We start from the raw sequence: 22611 nt of genomic DNA on the forward strand, positions 1-22611 counted from the left end.
CCAAGCGTCTGGCTATGATCCGCAACCATGGGCCAGGCTCCGCGTTTCTCCATCCTCATCTGCAATTTCAACTACGGTGACTTCGTGGGCCAGGCCCTGCGCAGCGCGCTGGACCAGGACTATTCCGGCCCGTTTGAAGTGGTCGTGGTGGACGATGGCTCCACCGACCACTCACGCGCGGTCATCGAGGGTTTTCTGTCCGATACACGGGTACGCGCGGTGTTTCAGGAGAACCAGGGGCAATCCGGGGCGTTCTGGACCGGGGCACGTGTCGCCACCGGTGACTATGTCTGCCTGCTGGACTCCGACGACTTGTTTCTGCCCGACAAACTGACCCGTGTTGCGCAAAAGATTGCGGAATTGGCCTTGCCAACTGACCAGGTCTTCCTGAGCCACGATCTGCGGGTGCAGGACATGGTCGAAGGCGTGCCTATCGAACAGACCTGGTTCGATGTGATCTCCATTGCCCGCACGACAGCCCGCCACACGCTGAGCAGCCCGGCGCACAGCTTCCCGTTTTCCGTACCGGTGGGCCTGGTGCTCTCACGCAGCTTGCTCGAGGGTGTATTGGAGGCCTTGCCCTGCTGGTCTTTTCCGTACGGCACGGATGCGGTACTGTGCATGGCAGCCTTGCTGCAGACCGGCCAGGTGCACTACCTGCACGAAGCGCTGGGCATCTACCGCATCCATGGCAACAACGAGTTCGGCAGCGTGGTGGATGGCCGCTACCTGCCCAAGTTCAACCCCGCACCACGCGCGCCCAAGACCCTGCGTTTTCTCAGTGAGTGGCTGGACCTGCTGGACCAGCCGCCGCCCCAGCGAGCCCTCGGTCTGGGCTATCTGCAACGCATGGAGCACTATGTGCGCCGCCTGTCCGCCACACACAACCTGCAGGAGCCCGCGGTCAGCGTGGGGCTGCTGGGCGACTGGCGTGGACTGTCGGCAGACCAGGGCCCCAGCGCCAGCCTGCAATCCCATGGCAGCGTGCATGTTGTGGAAGCGGACGCACCCGACCTGCCAGAACTGGAACAAATGGCCCGTGCCTACGAGGCCAGCACTGGGGAGTACTTTGTCTACCTGCGCGCGGGCGACCGTCTGGACCGTGAATTCGCAGAGCGCCATCTGGCCAATCGCCAGCGTGGCGCCTTGGTGGGGGTGAGTTGCAACGACGTGCGCCTGGCCAGTGCCCAGGGCAGCCTGGTGCATGCCGACCTGTTTCGCCGAAGCGGCGCGTGGAAAGAACCGCTGCAGTACATCGCGCCCTTCAGCACGTCGCTGGGCGAATGGCCGGCACCGCCCCTATCGGCCTGTTTGTTCCGGCGCAACGCCATCCTGGACCGCCTGTTTGCCAACCGCACTGCCATGCCTACTGCGCTGCAGCACGCTGGTTTCTGGCTGGTCTTTCAGTTGCAACTGCACACGGCGGGTGCGCTGCGGATTCAGGAAACCCTGAGCACCTGTCGTCTGGCCGATGGCGCCGCAGCCCACTACGACTATTTGTCTGGCCCCACGGACCTGCACGGGAAAGTGCTGCAACCGCCGGTAGCCGACGCGGTGGCCTGGCTGGGCGACTTCTATCGCCAGGAACAGGCCGTTTTTCAGGACTGGCTGTCGCCCACCTGGCACCAGCGTTTTGCGCACTGGCTAGCGGCGCAAGGGGCATAAAAAAAAGAAGGTGCAGCCACGTCCCACGTGCGCACAAAACCCGTTTTCCTTCACCAGGGTTTTGTGCTGTGGGCATGCATGAAAAAGGGGCCGCGCGGTATAGTGGGCGGGTCGTGTCCTTTTGGCATAAAACCGAACTTGGGGGTTGTTATGGTTGCATTGAATCGCCGTACCTGGGGGCAAAAAATGGGGAGCAGTGTGGTCGTTCTGGGCCTGATCGGCCTGCTGGGCGCCTGCAGCACGCTGGAGCCCCAAGGCCCGCCGCGCAAGGAATCCCTGCATGTGCTCACACAAGACCTGCAACTACTGACCGTCAACGCCGGGCAACCCGCACGCGTGTTGCAGCGCGTCGCGCTCACCGGCCTGCCCGCAGGCGAACGCCTGATCGGCCTGGACTACCGCATCAGCAAGGGCGTGCTCTTCACCCTGTCGCGCAGCGGCCGTGTCTACACCATCAACGCCGACAGCGGTGCCGTCACCCCCGTCGGCACTGCGCCGATTGCCACACCACTGGAAGGCACGGTTTTTGGCGTGGACTTCAACCCTGCGGCGGACCGCATTCGTGTGGTCAGCAACACCGGACAAAACCTGCGCCTGCACCCCGATACCGGCGCCATTGCCGCTGTGGACCCTGCCGTGGCCTACGAACCCGGCGATGCGCAGGCCGGACAAAAACCCGCCCTGATGGCCGCGGCCTACACCTACAACAAGAAAGACGACAAGCTCACCACCAACTACGCCATCGATGGCCGCAGCGGCACGCTGGTGCGCCAGGGCTCGGTGGAGGGTGTGCAACCCGTGGTGTCTCCCAACACCGGGCGTCTCTTCACGGTCGGTGCACTCGGAACGGGTGCTTTGCAGGATGCTGCGTTTGACATTGCCGATGTCACCGGCGCTGCTTTTGCCGCATTGCAAACCGCACCACAAGGTCCCTACCGCCTGTACCTGGTCAACCTGGATTCCGGCAAGGCCGAAGCGCTGGGAACGGTCGCCGGCGGTACTGCGCTGGTAGGCATTGCGATCATTCCCTGATGTACGTCGCTCCATTGCCACGGCTGCTGGCGTTCGCGCTGCTCTGTGCAGCCTGCAGTGCAGGTGCGGGCACGCTGCAGGTGCTGGTGCAGGACAGCAACGGACGCCCCCTGCCCGATGCTGTGGTGTTTCTGGAGTCACCCGCAGCCAAGGCACTGGCCAAGCCGGTCGCAGGCACCGATATTGCGCAAAGCGGCAAGCAGTTCGTCCCCCTCATCAGCGTGGTTCCGGTGGGCTCGCTGGTGCAGTTTCCCAACCGGGATACCGTGCGCCACCATGTCTACTCCTTCTCGCCCGCCAAGACGTTTGAACTCAAGCTCTACACCGGTACCCCTGCCAACCCGGTGCTTTTTGACCGCCCGGGCGTGGTGGTGCTGGGCTGCAATATCCACGACTTCATGACAGCCTGGATTCTGGTGGTGGAAACCCCCTTTTACGGCAAGACCAATGACACAGGTAGCGTGACCCTGGCAGCCGTAGCACCCGGTAATTACAAGCTGCGCAGCTGGCACTCCACCCTGCCACCGGGTGCCAGCCTGCCAGAACAAAACCTGACCGTGGGCGTGGCAGACGCCACGCTGACCGTCAACCTCAAAGGCGCCACGCGGTGACACCCTGGCCAGGCCTGCGCATGCGGTTGCGCAACCGCAGTCTGGTCACACGCATCGTGCTGTTGTCAGTCGGCCTGCTGCTGCTGATCCAACTGGCGGTGCAGTTGGTGGTGCGCAGCAGCATTGAAAACAGCGTGCGGCAAAACCTGCAACGCGAACTCAGCGCTGACGAAAAAGTCTGGGCCCGGCTGGTGGAGCAAAACGCGCAGCGCCTGTCATTGGGCGCCTCTGTCCTGGCATCGGACTTCGGTTTCCGGGCTGCCGTCACTTCAGAGGACGAGGAGACGATTGAATCCGCGCTGGAGAACCAGGGCGCACGCATTGGCGCCACCATCGCCGCTTTTCTGGACACCAGCTTCCAGCTCAAGGCCATCGCCAATGCGCAGGACGCCGCGTTGTCGTCTCAGTCCCTGACCGCATTGGGCCAGGCCATGGCACGTGATGGCCAGCAGGGCCGCATGGCGCTGGAGCGCGGGCGGGTGCACCAGTTCGTGCTGGTGCCGGTGCGCGCACCGCTGGTGGTGGGCTGGGTGCTGATGGGATTTGCCGTAGACGAGGCCCTCTCCACCGACATGCTCGCCGTCTCGGGGGCACACGTGGTGATCGTCAACCAAAGCAGTGGCCAACCCGTGCAACTGCTCCACACCACGCTGAACAACCCGCCGCTGCAGGCGCTGGCCGAGGGTGCACGCGCCCGTGGACTGGTTACGGTTGCAGAAGACCAATATGCTGTACGCAGCGTGGCCCTGGACGCTGCATCGCCGAGCCTGCAGACGTATCTGTTGCGCTCATCCACCGAGGCCCGTGCCGCATTCGAGCGCATGAAAACCGTGCTGCTGCTGATTGCGGCGCTGGGCCTGCTGCTGTTTGCCGTGGGCAGCAGCATGCTGGCACGCCGTGTGGCGCGCCCGCTGGACCTGCTGGTGGCCGACACCGAACGCCTGGGGCGCGGTGACTACGGCCAGGCCGTCAACGACTTCGGCCGCCAGGACGAAGTAGGCAACCTGGCCCGCTCGTTCGACCGCATGCGCCTGAACATCCAGGCCAGCCAGGCCGAGATCCGCCAGTTGGCCTACTGGGACCGGCTCACCGGCCTGCCCAACCGCGCCCAGTTCCGCGAGGCCCTGCAAACCGCTGCGGACGAGGCCCCGACACTGGCGGTCATCATTCTGGATCTGGACCGCTTCAAACACATCAACGACGTGCTGGGCTACGCTTTTGGTGACCGCGTGCTGCAAACCGTGGCGCGCCGCCTGCACCACTTGGCAGAGGCCGAGCAGGCGCTGGCCGCCCGCCTGGCCGGTGGTGAATTTGCACTGCTGCTGGCCGGTGCACAAGCGCCCGAGGCGCTGGCCCTGGCCGCCAAGATCAACCAGGCTTTCGTCGAACCCGTATCCCTAGACGGTCAGACCGTGGACCTGAGTGCGGCCATCGGCATCGCCTGCTGGCCCATGCACGCGCAGGAACCCGATGTCCTGCTGGGCCGCGCCGAGGTGGCCATGTATGTGGCCAAACGCAAGAGCCTGGACATGCAGGTTTACGACGCGTCGCTGGACTCCACCAGCGCGCAAAACCTGTCGCTGCTGTCAGAGTTGCGCCAGGCCATCGATGGCAACGAGTTGCGCCTGTTCCTGCAACCCAAGATCGGGCTGCGCGATGACAGTGTGGTGGCGGCCGAAGCGCTGGTGCGCTGGGCCCATCCGGTGCGCGGCATGGTGCAACCCATGCAGTTCATCCCGTTTGCCGAACAGACCGGTTTTGTGCGTTATCTCACCTTGTGGATGCTGGAAGAGGCGGCGCGCCAATGGAAAAGCCTGCAACCTGAAAATGGCACGCTGCGCATCGCCATCAACCTGTCCACACGCGACCTGATGGACCTGGACTTCCCGCAGAAGATCGACGAGATGCTGGATCGCTACGGCGTGCCCCGCGAAGGCTTTTGTCTGGAGATCACCGAGAGCGCCATCATGGACGACCCGCAGCGCGCCGAGACCACGCTCAACCAGCTGGCGGCCAGCGGCTACAAACTCTCCATCGACGACTTCGGTACCGGCTACTCATCACTGGCCTACCTCAAGCGCCTGCCGGTGAGTGAACTGAAGATCGACAAGTCTTTTGTGATGGGCATGGAGCAGGACGAGAGCGACGCCAAGATCGTGCGCTCCACCATCGAACTGGCGCACAACCTGGGCCTCACCGTGGTCGCCGAAGGGGTGGAGAACGCACGCATCTACGCGCTGCTGGCCGCACTGCAATGTGATGAGGCACAGGGCTACTACATGGGCAAACCCATGATTTCCACCGACTTCGTGCAGTGGAGCCGCGACTGGGCAGCACGGCCGCGCGCTGCGGCGTGACACGAAATTTATGCATCAAACAGGGCTCCAGCCCTTACTCACTGTGCGCAAGCAGCTACTAAATCAATAGCATTTACAGGACTTCCGATCACCCTGAAAACACCTGCCATCGGCAGGGTTGATTGCGCATTGGGAGGGGTATGGTTAGATTTCATCACCATGCATGCATCCCCTGGCAACCTGTTCACCCGGCTTAACGCGCGCCCACTGCGGGTCTGGGCGTGCTTGCTGGTGGCGTTCACCGTGGTGCCGCTGTCTGCACTGGCGAATGAGCCGGACTGGAGCATCGGCGTCTACACCGGCCGCTACCACGATGCCGAACCCGCCGGTGCCATCGTGGGCCGCGCCAATTACCTCGACCAGTACATCCTGGCGTTGACGGCCAGCAAAACCGTCTGGCGCTCCGATCGCTGGCCCGTGTCGCTGGAGATCGACGGCATGCTTGGCCAGCAGTGGGGCCTGGCCACGCTGGGCGAAGTGGCCGTCGCACCCGCAGTGCGCTTCAGCGGCTTTCCCTGGCGCGACACCCTGCGCACCGACCTGCGGCTGGCACCGCTGGGTATTTCGTACACCACCTCCGTCAGTCCGCTGGAATTGGGAGCAGACGGGCAAGGCAGCCGCACGCTGAACTACCTGTTTGTTGAACTGGCGGTCTCGCGCCCCCAGGCCCCTGCCGATGAATTTTTTGTGCGCCTGCACCACCGCTGCGCGATTTACGATCTGCTCAACAGCTTTGGCGCCAACGGCGAAGACTTTTTGACCGTGGGCTACCGCGTACGTTTCTGAGAGCCTGTTGACGGCTCAGTGAAAGTCCCGGCTGGTGGTCGTCAAGCCACCCAGCAGGTGCGTCAGGTCCACCAGCCGTTTGGCCAGCACATGGCGAACTTCGCCGCCACTTTCATCATCACGCTGCCACACGCCGTACACCGCCAGCAGGCGCGACTGGTAGACCTGCTGGCGAAAACGCTCTTTCACATCCTTCCACACAATCACGTTGACGCTGCCGGTCTCATCCTCCAGCGTGATGAAAACCACACCGTTGGCGGTCTGCGGGCGTTGCCGGGCCGTGATGATGCCGCAGGCCCGCACCAACCGGCCACTGGGGTAGTCGCGCATCTGTGCTGCCGTCAACAGCTTCATGGGCGACAGCACCCCGCGGAGCAACTGCACCGGGTGGGAGCGCAAGGTCAGGCCCAGGGCGGCGTAGTCAAACACCACCTCTTCGCCCTCGCTTGCAGCGGGCAATTGCAGCGAGGGTTCGTCCACCGGTACCCCCTGCAGTAATGCGGGCGCAGGCTGCAGCGCAGAGGCATCCCAGACCTGCTGGCGCCGGTGACCCGAGAGGGACTGCAGTGCATCGGCACTGGCCAGGGCCTTGAGGTCAGCCGTGTCGAGCTGGCAGCGCAGTGCGAGGTCTTCGGTGCTCTGGAATCGGGCTTGTGCACGTGTGGCGCTGATGCGTTGGGCCACGTCCTTGTGCAGGCCACTGACGAGGCGCAGGCCCAGGCGGACGGCCACTTGGCCTTCTCCCATGGCCTCCAGCGTGCAGTCCCAATCGCTGTGCGCCACATCGGCGGCGCGCACGTCCACGCCGTGGCGCTGCGCGTCCTGCACCAGTTGGGCGGGGCCGTAAAAGCCCAGCGGCTGGCTGTTAAGCAGCGCAGCCAGAAAACAGGCCGGTTCATGCCATTTGAGGTAGCTGCTGATGTAGACCAGAAGCGCAAAGCTGGCCGCGTGGCTCTCGGGAAAACCGTATTCACCAAACCCTTCCATCTGCTTGAAGATGGCCTCGGCAAAGTCCAGCGGGTAACCGCGCTCCACCATGCCGCCCACCAGCCGGTCGTGGTACTGGCTCACATTGCCATGGCGCTTCCACGCGGCCATGGAACGGCGCAGGGCATCGGCTTCGCCGGGCGTGAACCCTGCGGCCAATACCGCGATTTGCATCACCTGCTCCTGGAAGATAGGCACACCGTTGGTACGGCCCAGCGCCTCGCGCAGTGCCGGGTAAGGCGACTGCGCGAGCTCCGGATTTTTGCGCGCCTTCAGGTACGGATGCACCATGCCGCCCTGGATCGGGCCCGGTCGCACGATGGCCACCTCCACCACCAGGTCATAGTAGTTGCGCGGCCGCAAACGCGGCAGCATGCTCATCTGCGCACGGCTCTCGATCTGGAACACACCCACGGTGTCGGCCTTGCAGATCATGTCGTAGGTGGCCACGTCGTCACGCGGAATGTCCTGCAAGCGCAGGGGCTGTGACAGGCCACGCTTTTGCGTCACCAATTCCAGACAACGGCGGATGGCGCTGAGCATGCCCAGGGCCAGCACATCCACCTTCATCAGACCCACGGCCGAAAGGTCGTCCTTATCCCACTGGATGATGGAACGGTCTGGCATGGCCGCGTTTTCCACCGGCACCAGGCGCGTGAGGGGCCCCTGCGTGAGCACAAAACCGCCCACATGCTGGCTCAGGTGGCGTGGGAATTTTTGCAACTGGGTGCTCAGGTCCAGCCATTGCTGCACACGCGCAGGTGGCGGTACCACACAGTCCGGCCCCAGCTTCTGGGCCGCTGCCTGCAAGCGCTCCACCAGCACCTCGCGGTCGTACATGCCCGGGTGCTCTTTGGCCATGGCGGTGATCAGGTCTTCGGGGATCTCCAGCGCGCGCCCCACGTCACGCAGTGCGCTGCGCGGGCGGTAGCTGATCACCGTGGCGGCAATGGCGGCTCTGCTGCGGCCATACTTTTGGTAGATGTACTGGATGACTTCTTCACGCCGCTGGTGCTCAAAGTCCACATCAATGTCAGGCGGCTCATTGCGTTCGCGGCTGATGAAACGCTCGAACAAGAGCGAGGTTTCTTCCGGGTTGGCCTCGGTCACGTGCAGGCAGTAACACACCACCGAGTTGGCCGCTGAGCCGCGGCCCTGGCAAAGGATGTGTTTGCTGCGGGCGAACTTCACGATATCGTGCACGGTGAGGAAATACATCTCGAAGTGCAACTCCTCAATCAACGCCAGCTCTTTTTCAATTCGGACGCGTATGCCGTCCGGTACGCCTGCGGGGTAACGCTCCCGCGCGCCCTGCTCGGTGTACTGGCGCAGGGTTTGCGCGGGTGTGGTGCCGGGCAGCACCGCCTCCAGCGGGTAGTGGTAACGCAACTCCTTCAGGTCAAACCTGCATTTGTTCGCTATCACCTGCGTGTTGGCCAGCAGCGGTGGCGGGTACAGCGCCGCCAACCGCGCGCGGCTGCGCAAGTGCGATTCAGCATTGGCCTGCAGCGCAAAGCCACATTGCGCCACCGGTGTGCCCAGACGCACAGCGGTCAACACATCGTGCAGCGGCTTGCGCGAGCGCACATGCATACGCACACCACCCGCAGCCACCAGCGGTACGCCGGTGATCTGGCTGATCTGCTGCAGGCGGTGCAACTGCAGCCCATCGTCTGCGCCCAGTGGCAGCTCGGCCGCCAGCCACACATTGATGCCAAACAGGCCTCTGGCCCTTATGGATATTGCGCAAGCAGCTTCCATATTGATAGCATCCGGCAGTACCAGCAAGACCTCACAGTGCTGTAGCAGAGCCCACTGTGCCTCCTGCCACACCACGCGGTACTGCCCCTTGGGTGCGGCACGGCGCGCCAGGGTGATGAATTCACACAGGTTGCCCCAGCCCTCCAGGTTGTGCGCCAGCGCCACAGCCGCGAAGCCCGCGCCCACACCGCTCACCTGGAACTCGGCACCCAGCAAGAGCTTCAGGCCCAGCGCCTTGGCCTTCACATGCGCACGCACCACTCCGGCCACCGAACACTCGTCGGTGAGGGCCAGCGCGCTGTAACCCAGTGCATGCGCGCGCTGCACCAGTTCTTCGGGCTGCGAGGCGCCGCGCTGAAAACTGAAGTTGCTTAAGCAATGCAGCTCCGCATAGGCCGGCAGAGGCATCGCAGGAGGGAATGGACGAGTAGCTTCCATATCCTGTAAATACTGATTATTTATACAGTATATCGACTTGCCGTATTCAAACATGCAGCGGTAAGAACGCGTGGATCACTGCGGCCGAGTGCTTAAATAGGTCCACCCCACAGACTCACTTGGAACCACCATGAAAAACCGCACGCTGGGCCAAGCCCACACACCCGCTTCGTCCCTGGGGCTGGGCTGCATGGGCATGAGCGAGTTTTATGGTGCCAGCGACGACATCCAGTCCCACAAGACACTGCAGCGTGCGATGGAGCTGGGCATCAACTTCTGGGACACCGCCGACACCTATGGTTTTGGCCACAATGAAAGTCTGATCGGCCACTTCATCGCCCAGGGCGGTCCTGCGGTGCGCAAGCAACTGGTCATTGCCACCAAATTTGGCATCGTGCGCGAACCGGGCAAGTACGAGCGCCGCATCGACAACAGCCCGACCTATATCCGCAGCGCCTGCGAAGCATCCTTGCGGCGCCTGCAGGTGGACACCATCGACCTGTACTACTGCCACCGGCGCAACCCGGAGGTTCCCATCGAAGACATGGTGGGCGCCATGGCCGACCTGGTGCACGCGGGCAAGGTGCGTCAGATCGGACTGTCCGAAGTCTCGCCCAGCACATTGCGCAAGGCCCACGCGGTGTACCCCATCGCCGCCCTCCAGAGCGAATACTCGTTATGGGCACGCGAGCCCGAGTACGAAATGCTGCAGGTCTGTGCCGAGCTGGCCACCAGCTTTGTCGCCTACAGCCCGCTGGGCCGCGCCTTTTTGACCGGCACGTTCAACACCACATCGCTGGCCGGCAATGACTTCCGCAAGATACTCCCACGCATGCGCGGCGATGCAGAAGCCACCAACCGCCTGCTGGTGGAGGCGCTGGGGCGTTTTGCTGCCGCACGCGGTGCGACGAATGCGCAAATCGCGCTGGCCTGGTTGCTCCACAAACACCCGCATGTGCTGCCCATTCCCGGCACCCGTCGCATCACGTATCTGGAGCAGAACGCCGCAGCCACAGACATCGTGCTCAGCGCAGACGACCTGGCCCGCCTGGACCAGATGTTTGCACCCGACAAGGTGGCCGGTGCGCGCTATCCGGATGCGGGCATGGTCGGCATTGAGCCCCTGTGACTGCGGCCCTGCCATGCATTCGCTCTGTAGTCTTTGAAAGAAATAGGCCTTCAGCCCTTATGCAGTATGCGCAAGCAGCTACTATTTCAATAGCAAATATCGTCCGCTGTTACACCCTGTGACACGGAATTACCGTGGCTATGTATGCCCCTGCGGGGCGGCTCCGTTAGAGCTAGTAGGCCGCCTTGGCTTGCTTGAACCTCCAAAGGAAACCCTATGAAACCCCGCATTCTTGTGACCTCCCTGTTGCTGGCGCTGGGCACTGCCAGCGTATTTGCGCAAACCACAGCCGCCAGCACGGTGCAGCGCGATGTCAACCAGCAGACCCGTATCGAACAGGGCCTGCAAAGCGGCAGCCTCAACACCCGGGAAGCCGGGCGATTGGAAAAGGAAGAAAGCCGCATTGACCAGTTGCAAGCCAAAGACCTCAAGGACGGCAAGCTCACGCTGCGCGAACGCACCCAGTTGCGCCGCGCCCAGGACCATGCCAGCCAGGACATCCACGCCGCCAAGGCCAACGACATCCGCGGCAACCCGCAATCGGCCTCATCGCAGCGCATGCAGGCCGATGTGCGGCGCGATATCAACCAGGAAAAACGCATCGAACAAGGCGTCCAATCGGGCGCCCTGACCCACCGCGAAGCCGGACGGCTGGAGCATGGCCAGGCCCGTGTAGACCGCCGCGAAGCCAACGCAGCCCGCGATGGCCATGTGGGCCGATACGAACAAGCGGCAGTGCGGCGCGGTGAACAGCACCAAAGCCGCGAAATCTTCCAGCAGAAGCACGACGCCCAACACCACCGCGGCTAACCCTCCGGACCTTGCGCCCTCTGGCTGACCATGCAGCCGTGCAAGGCCAGGGCGGCGAGTTGGATCATACGCAGGCACTTTATGTATAAAAAGTGCCTGCAGCCCTTATAGATCGTGCGTAAGCAGCTACTGATTCAATAGCAATCTCAACCGCTGTGCACCCGGTTGCGCCCTGCCCGCTTGGCTTCGTACATCGCGGCATCGGCGGCGGAGATCAGTTGCATCAGGTTGTAGCCATGGATGCCGGAACTGGTCACCCCCATGCTGACGGTGTAGCGCACCGACTGGCCCTCGGCCGTGACCGTGGCCTGCTCCACCAGTTGGCGCAGGCGCTCGGCCACATTCACCGCACTGGTGCTGTTGAGCCCGTCCAGCACCAGCACAAACTCCTCGCCGCCATAGCGCGCCAACAGGTCGTTCGGGCGCAGTTGCCCCATCAGCAATACCGACAGATGGCGCAGCACTTCGTCACCCACCGGGTGGCCAAAGCTGTCGTTGATCTGCTTGAAGTGGTCGGCATCAATCATCACCACGGCCACACTGCGCAACCCCTGGCGGGCGCGCTGCATGATGCGCTGTCCCTGCAACTCCAGCGCGGCGCGGTTGAGTGCACCCGTCAGCGCGTCGATGGTCGAGAGCATGCGCAGCCGCTCGGCATACCGGCGCACCACCATGAGAATCAGGCCAAACATCACACACACCTGCCCCAGCGGAATCACGAACAGGGTGAAGTTCATGATCTCCATGGCCGCCTGGTCGCTGGCCTGCGGGTTGACCAGCAAATACCCACCGCGCACAAACAGGGACACGCCCAGCGCAACAAACCCGACCACGGTGACCGACACCCCATGCCCATTGCCATGGCGCAGCAGCGTGGCGGCGCACACCCAGTTCAACACGCCAAAATACATGCCTGTCAGCGCCAGCCGGGCCGGCAGACTGGGCTGGACCAGCGTGAAGTAAGCCGTCACCGCCAGCGGCACCAACACGATGCCGACCATCCAACCGATCCCCAGCTCCTGGCGCCCGAATATGCGCAGGCCGCGCAGGATCAGCGCCAGGCCCAGTCCCATCACACCGTAACTCAGGCAGGCGTGCACCAGGTCCGGCAACCCGGTGGCCGCCCCCAGAGCCAGCCCCAGGCAGGAGGCGATATTGCCCATGGCCCACAGGCGTTGTTCTTTCAGGGAATCGGTGTACAGGGCCGCAGAGATCAGCAGCCCGGTGGTCAGCAGCGTGAAGGCAATCTGGACCAGCAGCAGGGTATCTTGGTGAAACATAAGGCTTGATGTTACAAGCTGTTACACGGGTCGGCCGGGGTCGCGTCGGGCATATTCACGCCCCCAGGCAAATGGCCCGCTGTGACATCCGCCTTCTGGTGTGCGTTGGCCGAAGCCCGCAACGGATTCTGGATGTGCTTGGGCTGAACTTCGCCCTTCGACCAACGCAGGACTGACCGCGCGCGACACGCACGGCCTGGGTCCGTCAAGCCCTAGGGCAGGCCCATGGCGGTCATCTCGGGCGAGAGGTTGCGCCAGCTCGCGTCAAACCGGCCGGTAGCGTGGGGTACGACCTGCCCCATGGCACGCACGGCCTGGCGCACCCCGGCGCCCACGCTGTCAATCAGCGGCAAGGGCATGGCCGCTTGTATGGCTGCCGCCATGCCAGCCAGGCCGGCACCGCCCAAAATGATGGCTTGCACATCGAAGGCCTGTGCAGCCTGCTGGCAGGCCCGCGCCAGCAGCGCCTGCGCAGCCACCGGGTCTTGCGCGAGCTGCGCGCCGGTAGGCACCACGGTGTGGATGCCGGCCAGCGCAGCGCCAAAGCCCAGCGTCTGCGCGAGCCGGGTGAGCATGGGTTTCCAGCGTTCACCGCCGGTCACGATGGCAAAGCGGCCGTGTTGTGCGGCTTCAATGAATGCCGCCTCAGCCAGACCCGTCACGGGCGCCAAGCTGGTCTCACGCAGGGCCAGCAAACCGGGGTCACCAAAACAACCCACCAGCACCGCATCGGGCGGTGACTTGCGATCCACCATGGCCGCGGCCCAGATGTCCAGCGCGGCGTGGGCGGCTACCGCGTAACTGGCTTCACAGGCAATGTAGGGGGCGCCAAAACGCGCGGTGACAGTGCGCACATGGACCTCAGGGCCAACGATGGCCTGGGCATGGGTTTGCAACAAATCGCTGACGCTGTGCGAAGTGTTGGGATTGAGTATCAACAGCTCGCGCATGGCGAATTACTTGGCCAGCAGGGGCTCTGCAACGGCGGCATCTGTAGCGCCAAACAGGGAAATCAGGTCGGGCGTGTCCGCCGCTGGCGGCGTGAACTGCAACTGCTGTTCGAGTTGCTCCAGGTGTTCACGCATCAGGCGCGCGGCCTCGCGCGTATCGCGCAGGCGGATCGCGTCGAGCAGCGCGCGGTGTTCCTTGCAACCGCAGGAGGTGGCTTCCACGCGCGACTGCGTGTGGTTGTTGCTGTAGGTCATGAGGATCAGCGAGGTGCGTGACACCAGCTCACGCAACACACGCCCCAGCGTCTGGTGGTCCGACGCGTTGGCAATGTGCAGATGAAAATCCCCCGAGAGGCGGATGGCACGGCGCATGTCGCCGCTGGCGCGGGCCGCTTCTTCCTCGTTGATGCACTGCGTGAGCGTGGCAATGTCCGCAGGCCCGGCGCTGGCGATGAAACATTCGATCAGTGTGGGCTCGATCATGCGGCGCACCTCAAACACCTCGCGCGCCTCTTTCTCGGTGGGCTGGGCCACGGTGGCGCCGCGGTTGGGCGTGAGCGTGACGATCTGCTCGTTGGCCAGGCGCACCAGCACCGGACGGATGCGCGTGCGCGACACGCCAAAGGCCGTGGCCAGGCGGTCTTCGATCAATTTGGTCCCGGGCGGCAGGCGGTGGTCCAGGATGGTGGCCACCATGCGCTCGTAGATTTCATTCTCGGTCAGTGCAACAAATTCGGTCATGTATCTCGCTTGGCCTGCTGTCGTGCAGCCAACAGTTTGGACAGCCCCACGGCCAGTCCCATCACGAGAAACGATACCACCATGGTGACCGTGCCCAGCGCGTAGATCGATGGCGTGGTGACGGTGGTGGTCAGGCCTTGCAGTTCGAGTGGCAGCGTATTCACATCACCAATGGCCTGTGAGGTACGCGCAATTTCGTCCCAGCTCAGCGTGAAGCCGAACATGCCGATACCGACCACCGAAGGTGCAATCAACGGCAGCACCACATGGCGGAAACCTTGCCACGGCGTGGCACCCAGATCACGCGCTGCTTCTTCGTAGGCCGGGTTGAAGCGGTTGAAGATGGCAAACATGATCAGCAGGCCAAACGGCAGCGTCCAGGTCAGGTGGGCGCCCAGGGCGGAGGTGTAAATACCCAGCGCGGTGCCGTAGTTCTCCAGCACGCCGTCCATGCCAAACGCCTCCAGCATTTTCTTGATGGCGCCATCGAGCAGGCGAAACTCCAGCCCAATGCCCAGCGAGACGATGATGGACGGCATGATCAGGCTGGCAACTACCGTGAAGAACAGAATGTGGCCGCCACGCAGCTTCTTGCGAAAGGCCAGACCGGCCAACACCGAGAACACGATGGTGAAGGCCATGACCGTGAGGCCCAGGCCCAGCGAACGGTAGAGCGCCGCGCCAATGTCCACCACGCCCAGTCCCTCCGCCAACTTGTGGAACCAGTGCAGCGACAGGCCGCGCATCGGAAACGTCAAGCCGCCCTCAGGGCCCTGAAAACTCAGCACCACAATAACCAGCATGGGCCCGTAGAGGAACAGCACATAGGCCGCAAAGAACAGGGCCAAGGCCCAGAAGGCGGCGGAGCGGTCTTTGGTTTGCATCTCAGAGCTCCTTGCGAATGTCGACCATGCGGGTCAGCGCCCAGATGATCATGAGCACCAAGCTCAGCAGCACCACCGCGTTGGCCGCAGCCAGCGGGAACTGCAGGTACGAGGTCTGCACCTGGATGATCTTGCCGACCGAGGCGATCTGCTGCCCGCCCATGACGCCGATGGTGACGAAGTCGCCCATGACGATGGTGATGACGAAGATAGAGCCGATGATGATGCCGGTGCGGCACAGCGGAATGATCACATTCCACAGCGTTTGCCAGGCCGTGGCACCGCTGTCGCTGGCGGCCTCGATCAGGCTGCGGTCGATGCGCATCATGCTGTTGAAGATGGGCACGATCATGAAGGTGGTGAACAGGTGCACAAAGGCCAGCACCACCGAGAAATCAGAAAACAGCAGCCACTCAATCGGCTTGTCGACGAGGCCCATGGTGGCAAGCGCGTCGTTGACCAAACCATTGCGGCCCAAGAGCGGCACCCAGGCAATCATGCGGATCACGTTGGACGTCCAGAACGGGATGGTGCACAACACAAACAGCACCACCTGCACGCCGCTGGAGCGCACATGGAAGGCCAGGAAATACGACACCGTGAACCCGATGACCAACGTGAGCAGCCACACCAGCACACTGAACTTGAAGGTGGACAGGTAGGTCTTGACGGTGACGCACATGTCACCCGCCTCGTTGCGGGACAGACAGCCGTCGAAGATGGCCACGTAGTTCTTCAACGTGAAGCCGGGCAGCATCTCGTACTGGTTGTAGTCCCAGAAACTCACCATCAGCACCAGGGCCAATGGAATCAGGAAAAACACGGCAAACACCGCAGTCAGCGGCAGGGCCTGCCACCAAGCTGCAATGCTACGGCCCGGTGCCGATGCCGCCGGGAGCGAGGATGCTGCTGAAGGTGCGCTCATAAATGCCTATTCACTAAAGTAGTCCAGGCCCGCCCAGGGCGCGCGTAGCGCCGCCTGTTCCAGCAAACACCGCGGGACTGGCTTTGCCAGACCGCTGGTGTTGCCCCCTTGAGGGTGGGAACGGGCGACACGCAGTGCGCCCGGACGGGGGTGTGCCACAGTTAAGCAGCCACAAACTCGTTCCACTTCTGGACCATGTAGGCGTTTTCGTCCATCACGGCGTTCCAGCAGGCAATGCCACCCATGCGCTGTTCGTAGCTGCCGCCATCGCGGCTTTCGCCCTTCTTGGCCAACACATCGCCGTTGGGGCTCTTGATGTCTTGCGTGGCGGGCTTGCCTTCCATCCAGTAGGCCCACTCGTAGGCTTCCATCTTGGCTTTGGCGGTGTCCAGCACAGCGCTGTAGTAGCCCTGGCGGTTCAGGTAGGCACCGGCCCAGCCGTCGAGGAACCAGTTGATGAACTCGTAGGCACCGTCCAGCTTCTTGCCAGACAGGGTGGCGGGCAGGCCGAAGCCGGACGCCCAGGCGCGATAGCCCTCTTTCAGTGGCTGGAAGTTGCAGGCAATGCCCTTGGTGCGCACGGCAGTCACCGCGGGCGACCACATCGACTGGATCACCACTTCGCCGGAAGCCATCAGGTTGACGGACTCGTTGAAGTCTTTCCACAGGCTGCGGAACTGGCCTTGCTTCTTGGCTTCAATCAGGGTCTTGATCGTCAGATCAATTTCCTTCTTGGTCATGTTGCCCTTGTCGGGGTACTTGTAGATGCCCATGGCTTCCACGACCATCGCCGCATCCATGATGCCGATGGAAGGAATGTTCAGGATCGCGGCCTTGCCCTTGAATTCGGGGTTCAGCAGCTCGGCCCAGGAAGAGATGGGGCGCTTGATCAGGTCGGGGCGGATGCCCAGCGTGTCGGCGTTGTACACGGTGGGGATGAGCGACATGAATTGGGTGGGCGTGGCGGAGAATTTCTTGCTCTTTTCGCCTTCCAGGTAGATCACCTTCTTGGGTGCGGTGCCTTGGTCGCCGACCTTTTTGCCACCCACTTCACCCTTGGTGAACAGGGTGGTGATCTTGTCCGCATTCTTGATGCGCTTGACGTCAATGCCCTTCAGGTTGCCGGTGGGCACGATGTTCTTGAGCGAGAAGTACTCGGAGTCAATCAGGTCGAAGCTGTTGGGCGCAGTCACGGCGCGTTTGGTCACGTCATCGGTGGTGACGGCCACGTACTGGATCTTGATGCCGGTGTCTTTTTCAAACTTTTCCGCAATTGCCTTGTCCTGGTTCACCGCAGTGCCCAGGTAGCGCAGCACGATGGGGTCGGCAGCATGCACCGCGGGGAAGATGCCAGTAGCCAAGATACCAGCAGTGCCTTTGAGCAGACTACGGCGCTGCATGGTCGCGGCGGTGGAGAGGGTGTCTTTCAGATCGTCAGCCATGGGAAAACTCCTTGAGGAAGGTCGGGAGGGGGTTAAAAACTTCTTGCGAAGACAGGGGAAACGGGAGGGAAAATCAGGCCGGCAGCGGGTGTGCCGCCGTGGGCGCCCAGCGCAGTTGCACGGTCTCGCCCACGGCATAGGGCCGCTGGGCAAAGGTGGCTTCGGACACCATCACCGATATCTCGGCAGTGGTGTGGGCGGTGTAAGTGGCGCCGGCTTTTTGCAGACCCAGCAGCACATAGGTGCCCTGGTATTCCACATCGGTGATCACCGCACGTTTGGTATGGGGCGCGTCGGTCGTGTCGTCGCTGGCGGGGGCCACCTGCATGTGGTCGGTGCGCACACCGATCTTGCCGTCCGGCGTCTCCAGCACGTTGTGGCCACCCATGAAGCGCGCGACAAACTCGCTGCTCGGGTGGTTGTAGACCTCGTGCGGGCTGCCCACCTGTTCGATCACGCCGTGGTTCATCACCACCATGGTGTCAGCCAGGGCCATGGCCTCTTCCTGCGAGTGGGTCACGTGGATGAAGGTCAGTCCCAGTTCTTTTTGCCAGCGGCGCAGCTCGGCACGCATCTGGATACGCAAAAACGGGTCGAGCGCAGAGAGGGGTTCGTCCAGCAGCAACACACGCGGCTGGGTAATCAGGGCACGCGCCAGCGCCACGCGCTGTTGCTGGCCACCGGACAACTCGGCCGGTTTGCGGTCGGCCAGATGGCCCATGGCCACGCGCTGCAGCAGGTCCTGCGCCTTGGCGTGGCGCTCGGCCTTGTCCACGCCTTTCATCTTGAGGCTGAAGGCCACGTTGTCCAGCGCGCTCAAGTGCGGGAACAGTGCAAAACTCTGGAACATCATGGCCGTGCCGCGCTCGGCGGCGGGCAGGTCGGTGATGTTGCGGTTCTCCAGCAGGATGTCACCGCTGCTGACCGATTCGTGCCCGGCAATCATGCGCAGCGTGGTGCTCTTGCCGCAGCCGGAGGGTCCCAGCAAACAGCAGTAACTACCGCTGGCGATGCGCAGGTTGATGTTGTCTACGGCCGGCTTACCTTGTGCGTACTGTTTGGTCAGCGCGACAATTTCAATAGCGGCAGGTTGGAGGCTGGCGGTAGCGTTCATGCCAAGCTCTTACGCAAAGCCTGTGCCAGGTTTTGTACGCAATTTTTAAAGACACTGTATGCAAAATGCACTTTGCTTGTGCATGGCGTGCTGCGTCGCAGCAATCCGGTGCGCCGGAAAGCGCGTGGAAATGGTGCAGCGCCTTGGTTCTGTGCGTTGGGTGGCTTGCTGAAGGCTTCGACAAGGCCTGTCCTGAGCCTGTCGAAGGGCTCAGCCCGAACGGAAGTACCGTTTCAGCATGCCCTTAAGCAAACAGGCCGTGCAAGTACCAGGCGCCGTCTTCCGCCCGGCCCTGCAGACCCAGGCGCTCCTGGTAGATCCACACCAAACCGGCCTGCGCGCTGCGCGCCACAAAGTAGTCACGCAATGCGGGCGCGCCTTCCAGCCAGCCGGCCTCCAGCCGCTGCGGCCCGGCCAGCAGCGTCAGTGGCCCCTGGTACTGCGGGCACTGCTGCTGCACCGCCAGCTTGAGCGGCGCGGCCAGCAGCCAGGTGGGGTAAAGGCTGGCCTGCGCTGGAAATTCAGCATCATTGAGGCCTGTAGCCCTTATGGAATGTGCGCGAGCAGCTCCTGTTTTCATAGCGCTTTCATTACCCTGCGCCGCCCAGGGCTGCCAGTGCTGCATGCATTCGGGCCGGTGATCCGCCGCCTGCTGCGCGCACAAGACCTGACTGGGCCCTAACCGGGCGCCCAGGCGCTCCAGCATCTGGTGCAGGCTGTCGCCGCTGCGCGCCTCGTCGGGCAGCAGGCTCCACGACTCGCCTGCCAGCGCCTGGGTCTGCAGCGTGCGCAGCCGCAGGTAGAGCACCGGCGCGGGCAGGGTCACGCGCGCGAGTTGCTCACCCATCAGGCGCTGCAAGTGCTGCATATCTTGTGTGGCCTGCGCGGTGCGCAGCAACAGGCGGCCCTGCCCTTCGCCGTTGTGGTGCTTATCTATATGTGCTGCATTGCTTCGCCGCGCGTCCAACTCCCACAACAGCTCCAGCTCCAGCACGCCCCTGCTTCGCGCCTGCAGCCACAGCCGCAACTGGGCCAGCAAGCGGCGCGCGCCAAACAGCAGGGCCGGTGCAGCGTCCACTGCGGCGGACAGCTCCAGCGGCATGTCAAACACCTCGGGCAGCGTGAGCCAGGGGTAAACCTCGGGCTGCTGGCCATAGGCGCGGTCCAGCGCATCCACCAAGCCCGCGCCAAAGCGGCGCACCAGCCCGCCGCGCGGGAGCGCGCGCAGTTGGCCCCAGGTGCGGCAGCCCAACCGCGTGAGCAATGGCAGGTGCGGGCGGGCGGCAGCCAGTGCGTGCAGCGGCAGGCGGTCGGCAGGCGCATCTACCGCGCCGCCCCACAGGCGCCCAAGCGCTATCAAAGAAGTAGCACCTTGCGCACATTCCACGGGGGCCAGAGCCTGATTTGGCTTGAATATCTGCCCCACCAGCGCGGCCCGGCCACCAAACAGGCGTTCGCTGCCCGACACCTCCAGCACCAACGCGTCGTCCACGCGCGCCACCATCGGCGTGAACTGCAGCGCCCACCAGGCCCAGGCGCTGTGCGGGTCTGCCAGCGCGGCATCAGGCGCGGGCTGCAGTGCGATCCAGTGCATGGCCGGGCCTCCACGCTTGGGCCGCCAGCAGCATGGACAGCCGCGCCGGCCGCGCTGCCAGATGCAGCGGCTGTGCCAGCGGCGGGCCACGGCGTTTGTGCACCTGCACTTCCAGTGCGTCCTCTGCGCCCGGTGCGCCGGGCGTGCCGTCCTGTGGAACGCGCGGGCCCATATGCAGGCGCAGCGCCGCAGGAGACGGCGCGTTCTGCGTGGTGGCGGGGCGCATCACAAACAAGAGCTTGTGGTGTTCGGCCGCCGCAATCTGCAGGCGGCGCAACTGGTCCGAACGCACGGCTTCCTTGCGCCCCTCGGGCAGCCAGACCAGCACCGCGTCCACCGGCGCGCAACGCAAGGCCTGCTCGGCAGCCCACAGGCGCGCAGACAGCGCCTGCGCCGTCACCCACAGCAGCCGCGCGGTACGCAGTCCTTGGGCCGCCAGGGCCGGGGCAAATGGCGGATGCGGCGCACCCACCAGCACCACCGGACCGCTGCCACAGCGTGCCAGCGCGGGCAACAACAGCCGCCATTCGCTGTGCACACCCTGTGGCTGCAGCAGCTCAACCAGCGCGCCAATGGGCCAGCCACCACCGGGCAATTGCGCGTCCAGCAGCCGGTCGCCCGTGGCCAGCACCTGCGCAGGTGCCCCCGCCAGCGCGTCCGCGTGCCAGACGTCGGACGGCAATGACTGCAAAGAGAGGGAAACGGGAGAGCGAGACACGGCAAGGCTTTGGAATAAATACTGTATTTATTCACAGTATAATTCCGACCTTCCAAACTGCAAGTGGCAGAGGCTATTGCGGGTGGCGTGTGTAGGGGCGATGGTCTGTTGGTGGGGCTGTGGCTTTTCGTTCGTTGCCGACGTGGCATCTGACCTTACCGGTCGATTCGCCGCCAGAAATGGACCTTCAACATTCCTACTAAAAACGGCTATGGAATCCCCCGCATGGGGGATAGACCAAAACACATGGGGTCGGCAAAATGCCGCGGCCAGCTTGCTCTATTTCGCAGAACTTTTATAACTGTACGAATCAGCCGTGCATTGCTTGCAAAGCCAGACTGCAAGCGGACTTCATAGGGATTTCATGGCCAAAATATCGAGCACACGCCAGTTTATCGAGCAGGTTTTTCTTTATACATTGCGTTAGGCACCGACGAATCTACCTCGCACCTTCTTTCACAGCTAGCATTAATCGATATATATCTAGAGGGAACCTCATGTACTTTCAAGTCGTCATCGAGACAAACGAAAAGATCGGCAAACAAAGCAAGAACAAGCAGTACTTCGAGCTAGACAAGACTGACCTTTCAGACATTGAGACACGAGTCCTAATGCCGTTCTTTCGAGGTGAAGACTTTCAGTTCGATGGCTACTTCCTCAGCAAAGCAGAGGTCAAGCGAATTGCCATTAAGCAGACCGAGAAGACAGTAGCTGAGCTTTCGAAATACGAGAACGATCACATGCCATCCAACGTGATCATGTTCGTTTCTCCGAGAGACATTGTTGGGTACGACAGGCACACCAAGGACATTACCAACGAGGTGTTCGACCGCGTTAAGGCCAATCTATCAAAGGCGACTCCAGCCATGCTTTCAGAGGTCAAAGCCAAGAAGGTTGAAATCCTCGATCAATCAAAGGTTTTCATAGTTCACGGACGAGACGATCTGGCCAAGATCTCGGCGGCAAGATTCGTCGAACAGCTCGGGCTAAAGGCGGTAATCCTTCACGAGCAGGTGAGTGGTGGCAAGACCATCATCGAGAAAATTGAGGAGCACACCAACGTCGGCTTTGCATTGGTTCTGTATACGCCTTGTGACTCAGGTAGCTTGGTGGGTGATACGCCAAAGCCTCGCGCTCGGCAGAACGTCGTCTTTGAACACGGGTATCTAATTTCAAAGCTAGGTCGGCGTAACGTTTGCGCGCTCGTGAAGGCAGGCACAGAAATCCCAAACGACATTAATGGCGTGGTCTATGTGCCTCTAGATGATCATGGCGCTTGGCACATTGCTGTCGCAAAAGAGCTGAGAAATGCTGGTTACAGCGTCGATATGAACAAGGTTATCTAGCAGGCCACACATCGAGAGGACTCTTTGCGGCCTACGGCCTC

The 22611-nt window shown here is 62.7% G+C and carries 18 protein-coding genes; 8 read left to right on the plus strand and 10 right to left on the minus strand.

All coding sequences use genetic code 11. From position 1 onward, the window contains the following. The first annotated feature begins 27 nt into the window (after positions 1-27). The 5 genes from RS694_RS16495 (at position 28) to RS694_RS16515 (ending at position 6451) form a co-directional block, all read left to right on the plus strand. Positions 28-1665, plus strand: coding sequence for a glycosyltransferase family 2 protein (locus tag RS694_RS16495; RefSeq protein WP_029708420.1), 1638 nt, complete (start codon positions 28-30; stop codon positions 1663-1665). A 150-nt stretch (positions 1666-1815) separates the two neighbouring features. Next, positions 1816-2697, plus strand: a complete 882-nt coding sequence (locus RS694_RS16500; protein ID WP_206538109.1) for a DUF4394 domain-containing protein — start codon at positions 1816-1818, stop codon at positions 2695-2697. After that, positions 2697-3308 (plus strand): methylamine utilization protein, encoded by a 612-nt coding sequence (locus RS694_RS16505; protein WP_037247671.1) that lies wholly within the window; start codon positions 2697-2699, stop codon positions 3306-3308. The genes RS694_RS16500 and RS694_RS16505 overlap by 1 nt, the downstream gene beginning before the upstream one ends. A 20-nt stretch (positions 3309-3328) precedes the next feature. After that, positions 3329-5665 (plus strand): putative bifunctional diguanylate cyclase/phosphodiesterase, encoded by a 2337-nt coding sequence (locus tag RS694_RS16510; RefSeq protein WP_029708423.1) that lies wholly within the window; start codon positions 3329-3331, stop codon positions 5663-5665. 159 nt (positions 5666-5824) lie between these two features. Beyond that, complete coding sequence (locus RS694_RS16515; RefSeq protein ID WP_029708424.1) at positions 5825-6451, plus strand: hypothetical protein; 627 nt, start codon at positions 5825-5827, stop codon at positions 6449-6451. Positions 6452-6466: 15 nt separating this feature from the next. Here RS694_RS16515 and RS694_RS16520 read toward each other — a convergent pair whose 3' ends face one another. Further along, the gene (locus RS694_RS16520; protein ID WP_241464089.1) at positions 6467-9637 is read right to left on the minus strand and encodes an error-prone DNA polymerase; all 3171 of its coding nucleotides are present in this window, start codon (positions 9635-9637) and stop codon (positions 6467-6469) included. A gap of 130 nt (positions 9638-9767) precedes the next feature. Here RS694_RS16520 and RS694_RS16525 point away from each other — a divergent pair, with 130 nt between their 5' ends. Both RS694_RS16525 and RS694_RS16530 read left to right on the plus strand, forming a co-directional pair. Beyond that, positions 9768-10766 carry an aldo/keto reductase gene (locus tag RS694_RS16525; RefSeq protein WP_029708426.1) on the plus strand — a complete coding sequence of 333 codons (999 nt, stop codon included), beginning with the start codon at positions 9768-9770 and terminating at the stop codon, positions 10764-10766. Between the two features lie 216 nt (positions 10767-10982). Continuing rightward, a complete protein-coding gene (locus RS694_RS16530; protein ID WP_029708427.1) occupies positions 10983-11576 on the plus strand; it encodes a hypothetical protein in 594 nt (197 codons plus the stop codon). A 146-nt stretch (positions 11577-11722) separates the two neighbouring features. On the opposite strand, the gene RS694_RS16535 is transcribed toward RS694_RS16530, so the two are convergent. The 9 genes from RS694_RS16535 to imuA form a co-directional block, all read right to left on the minus strand. Continuing rightward, positions 11723-12856, minus strand: a complete 1134-nt coding sequence (locus tag RS694_RS16535) for a GGDEF domain-containing protein (RefSeq protein ID WP_241464091.1) — start codon at positions 12854-12856, stop codon at positions 11723-11725. 212 nt (positions 12857-13068) lie between these two features. Then, positions 13069-13806, minus strand: coding sequence for an aspartate/glutamate racemase family protein (locus tag RS694_RS16540; RefSeq protein WP_029708429.1), 738 nt, complete (start codon positions 13804-13806; stop codon positions 13069-13071). 6 nt (positions 13807-13812) lie between these two features. Further along, positions 13813-14547, minus strand: a complete 735-nt coding sequence (locus RS694_RS16545) for a GntR family transcriptional regulator (protein WP_051391968.1) — start codon at positions 14545-14547, stop codon at positions 13813-13815. Then, complete coding sequence (locus RS694_RS16550; RefSeq protein ID WP_029708431.1) at positions 14544-15431, minus strand: ABC transporter permease; 888 nt, start codon at positions 15429-15431, stop codon at positions 14544-14546. The genes RS694_RS16545 and RS694_RS16550 overlap by 4 nt, the downstream gene beginning before the upstream one ends. 1 nt (position 15432) lies before the next feature. Then, positions 15433-16356, minus strand: a complete 924-nt coding sequence (locus tag RS694_RS16555) for an ABC transporter permease (protein ID WP_029708432.1) — start codon at positions 16354-16356, stop codon at positions 15433-15435. 161 nt (positions 16357-16517) lie between these two features. Further along, entirely contained in the window at positions 16518-17798 is a 1281-nt protein-coding gene (locus tag RS694_RS16560; RefSeq protein WP_029708433.1) for an ABC transporter substrate-binding protein, read from the minus strand. Between the two features lie 73 nt (positions 17799-17871). After that, on the minus strand, positions 17872-18912 hold the full coding sequence (locus RS694_RS16565) for an ABC transporter ATP-binding protein (RefSeq protein ID WP_029708434.1): 1041 nt from the start codon (positions 18910-18912) through the stop codon (positions 17872-17874). A gap of 244 nt (positions 18913-19156) precedes the next feature. Then, positions 19157-20506, minus strand: coding sequence for a DNA polymerase Y subunit UmuC family protein (locus RS694_RS16570; protein WP_029708435.1), 1350 nt, complete (start codon positions 20504-20506; stop codon positions 19157-19159). Then, a complete protein-coding gene (gene imuA, locus RS694_RS16575; protein WP_076069831.1) occupies positions 20475-21224 on the minus strand; it encodes a translesion DNA synthesis-associated protein ImuA in 750 nt (249 codons plus the stop codon). The genes RS694_RS16570 and imuA overlap by 32 nt, the downstream gene beginning before the upstream one ends. Positions 21225-21721: 497 nt before the next feature. Here imuA and RS694_RS16580 point away from each other — a divergent pair, with 497 nt between their 5' ends. Continuing rightward, a complete protein-coding gene (locus tag RS694_RS16580) occupies positions 21722-22570 on the plus strand; it encodes a TIR domain-containing protein (RefSeq protein WP_029708437.1) in 849 nt (282 codons plus the stop codon). Positions 22571-22611: the final 41 nt, after the last annotated feature.

It is taken from the genome of Rhodoferax saidenbachensis, from assembly GCF_001955715.1.
Lineage (GTDB): Bacteria > Pseudomonadota > Gammaproteobacteria > Burkholderiales > Burkholderiaceae_C > Allorhodoferax > Allorhodoferax saidenbachensis.

What these genes read in the sequence shown, in the direction of transcription:
- RS694_RS16495 (WP_029708420.1), top strand. Translation starts at nt 28, where the DNA reads ATGGGCCAGGCTCCGCGTTTCTCCATCCTCATCTGCAATTTCAACTAC.
- RS694_RS16500 (WP_206538109.1), top strand. Translation starts at nt 1,816, where the DNA reads ATGGTTGCATTGAATCGCCGTACCTGGGGGCAAAAAATGGGGAGCAGT.
- RS694_RS16505 (WP_037247671.1), top strand. Translation starts at nt 2,697, where the DNA reads ATGTACGTCGCTCCATTGCCACGGCTGCTGGCGTTCGCGCTGCTCTGT.
- RS694_RS16510 (WP_029708423.1), top strand. Translation starts at nt 3,329, where the DNA reads ATGCGGTTGCGCAACCGCAGTCTGGTCACACGCATCGTGCTGTTGTCA.
- RS694_RS16515 (WP_029708424.1), top strand. Translation starts at nt 5,825, where the DNA reads ATGCATGCATCCCCTGGCAACCTGTTCACCCGGCTTAACGCGCGCCCA.
- RS694_RS16520 (WP_241464089.1), bottom strand. Translation starts at nt 9,637, where the DNA reads ATGGAAGCTACTCGTCCATTCCCTCCTGCGATGCCTCTGCCGGCCTAT.
- RS694_RS16525 (WP_029708426.1), top strand. Translation starts at nt 9,768, where the DNA reads ATGAAAAACCGCACGCTGGGCCAAGCCCACACACCCGCTTCGTCCCTG.
- RS694_RS16530 (WP_029708427.1), top strand. Translation starts at nt 10,983, where the DNA reads ATGAAACCCCGCATTCTTGTGACCTCCCTGTTGCTGGCGCTGGGCACT.
- RS694_RS16535 (WP_241464091.1), bottom strand. Translation starts at nt 12,856, where the DNA reads ATGTTTCACCAAGATACCCTGCTGCTGGTCCAGATTGCCTTCACGCTG.
- RS694_RS16540 (WP_029708429.1), bottom strand. Translation starts at nt 13,806, where the DNA reads ATGCGCGAGCTGTTGATACTCAATCCCAACACTTCGCACAGCGTCAGC.
- RS694_RS16545 (WP_051391968.1), bottom strand. Translation starts at nt 14,547, where the DNA reads ATGACCGAATTTGTTGCACTGACCGAGAATGAAATCTACGAGCGCATG.
- RS694_RS16550 (WP_029708431.1), bottom strand. Translation starts at nt 15,431, where the DNA reads ATGCAAACCAAAGACCGCTCCGCCGCCTTCTGGGCCTTGGCCCTGTTC.
- RS694_RS16555 (WP_029708432.1), bottom strand. Translation starts at nt 16,356, where the DNA reads ATGAGCGCACCTTCAGCAGCATCCTCGCTCCCGGCGGCATCGGCACCG.
- RS694_RS16560 (WP_029708433.1), bottom strand. Translation starts at nt 17,798, where the DNA reads ATGGCTGACGATCTGAAAGACACCCTCTCCACCGCCGCGACCATGCAG.
- RS694_RS16565 (WP_029708434.1), bottom strand. Translation starts at nt 18,912, where the DNA reads ATGAACGCTACCGCCAGCCTCCAACCTGCCGCTATTGAAATTGTCGCG.
- RS694_RS16570 (WP_029708435.1), bottom strand. Translation starts at nt 20,506, where the DNA reads ATGCACTGGATCGCACTGCAGCCCGCGCCTGATGCCGCGCTGGCAGAC.
- RS694_RS16580 (WP_029708437.1), top strand. Translation starts at nt 21,722, where the DNA reads ATGTACTTTCAAGTCGTCATCGAGACAAACGAAAAGATCGGCAAACAA.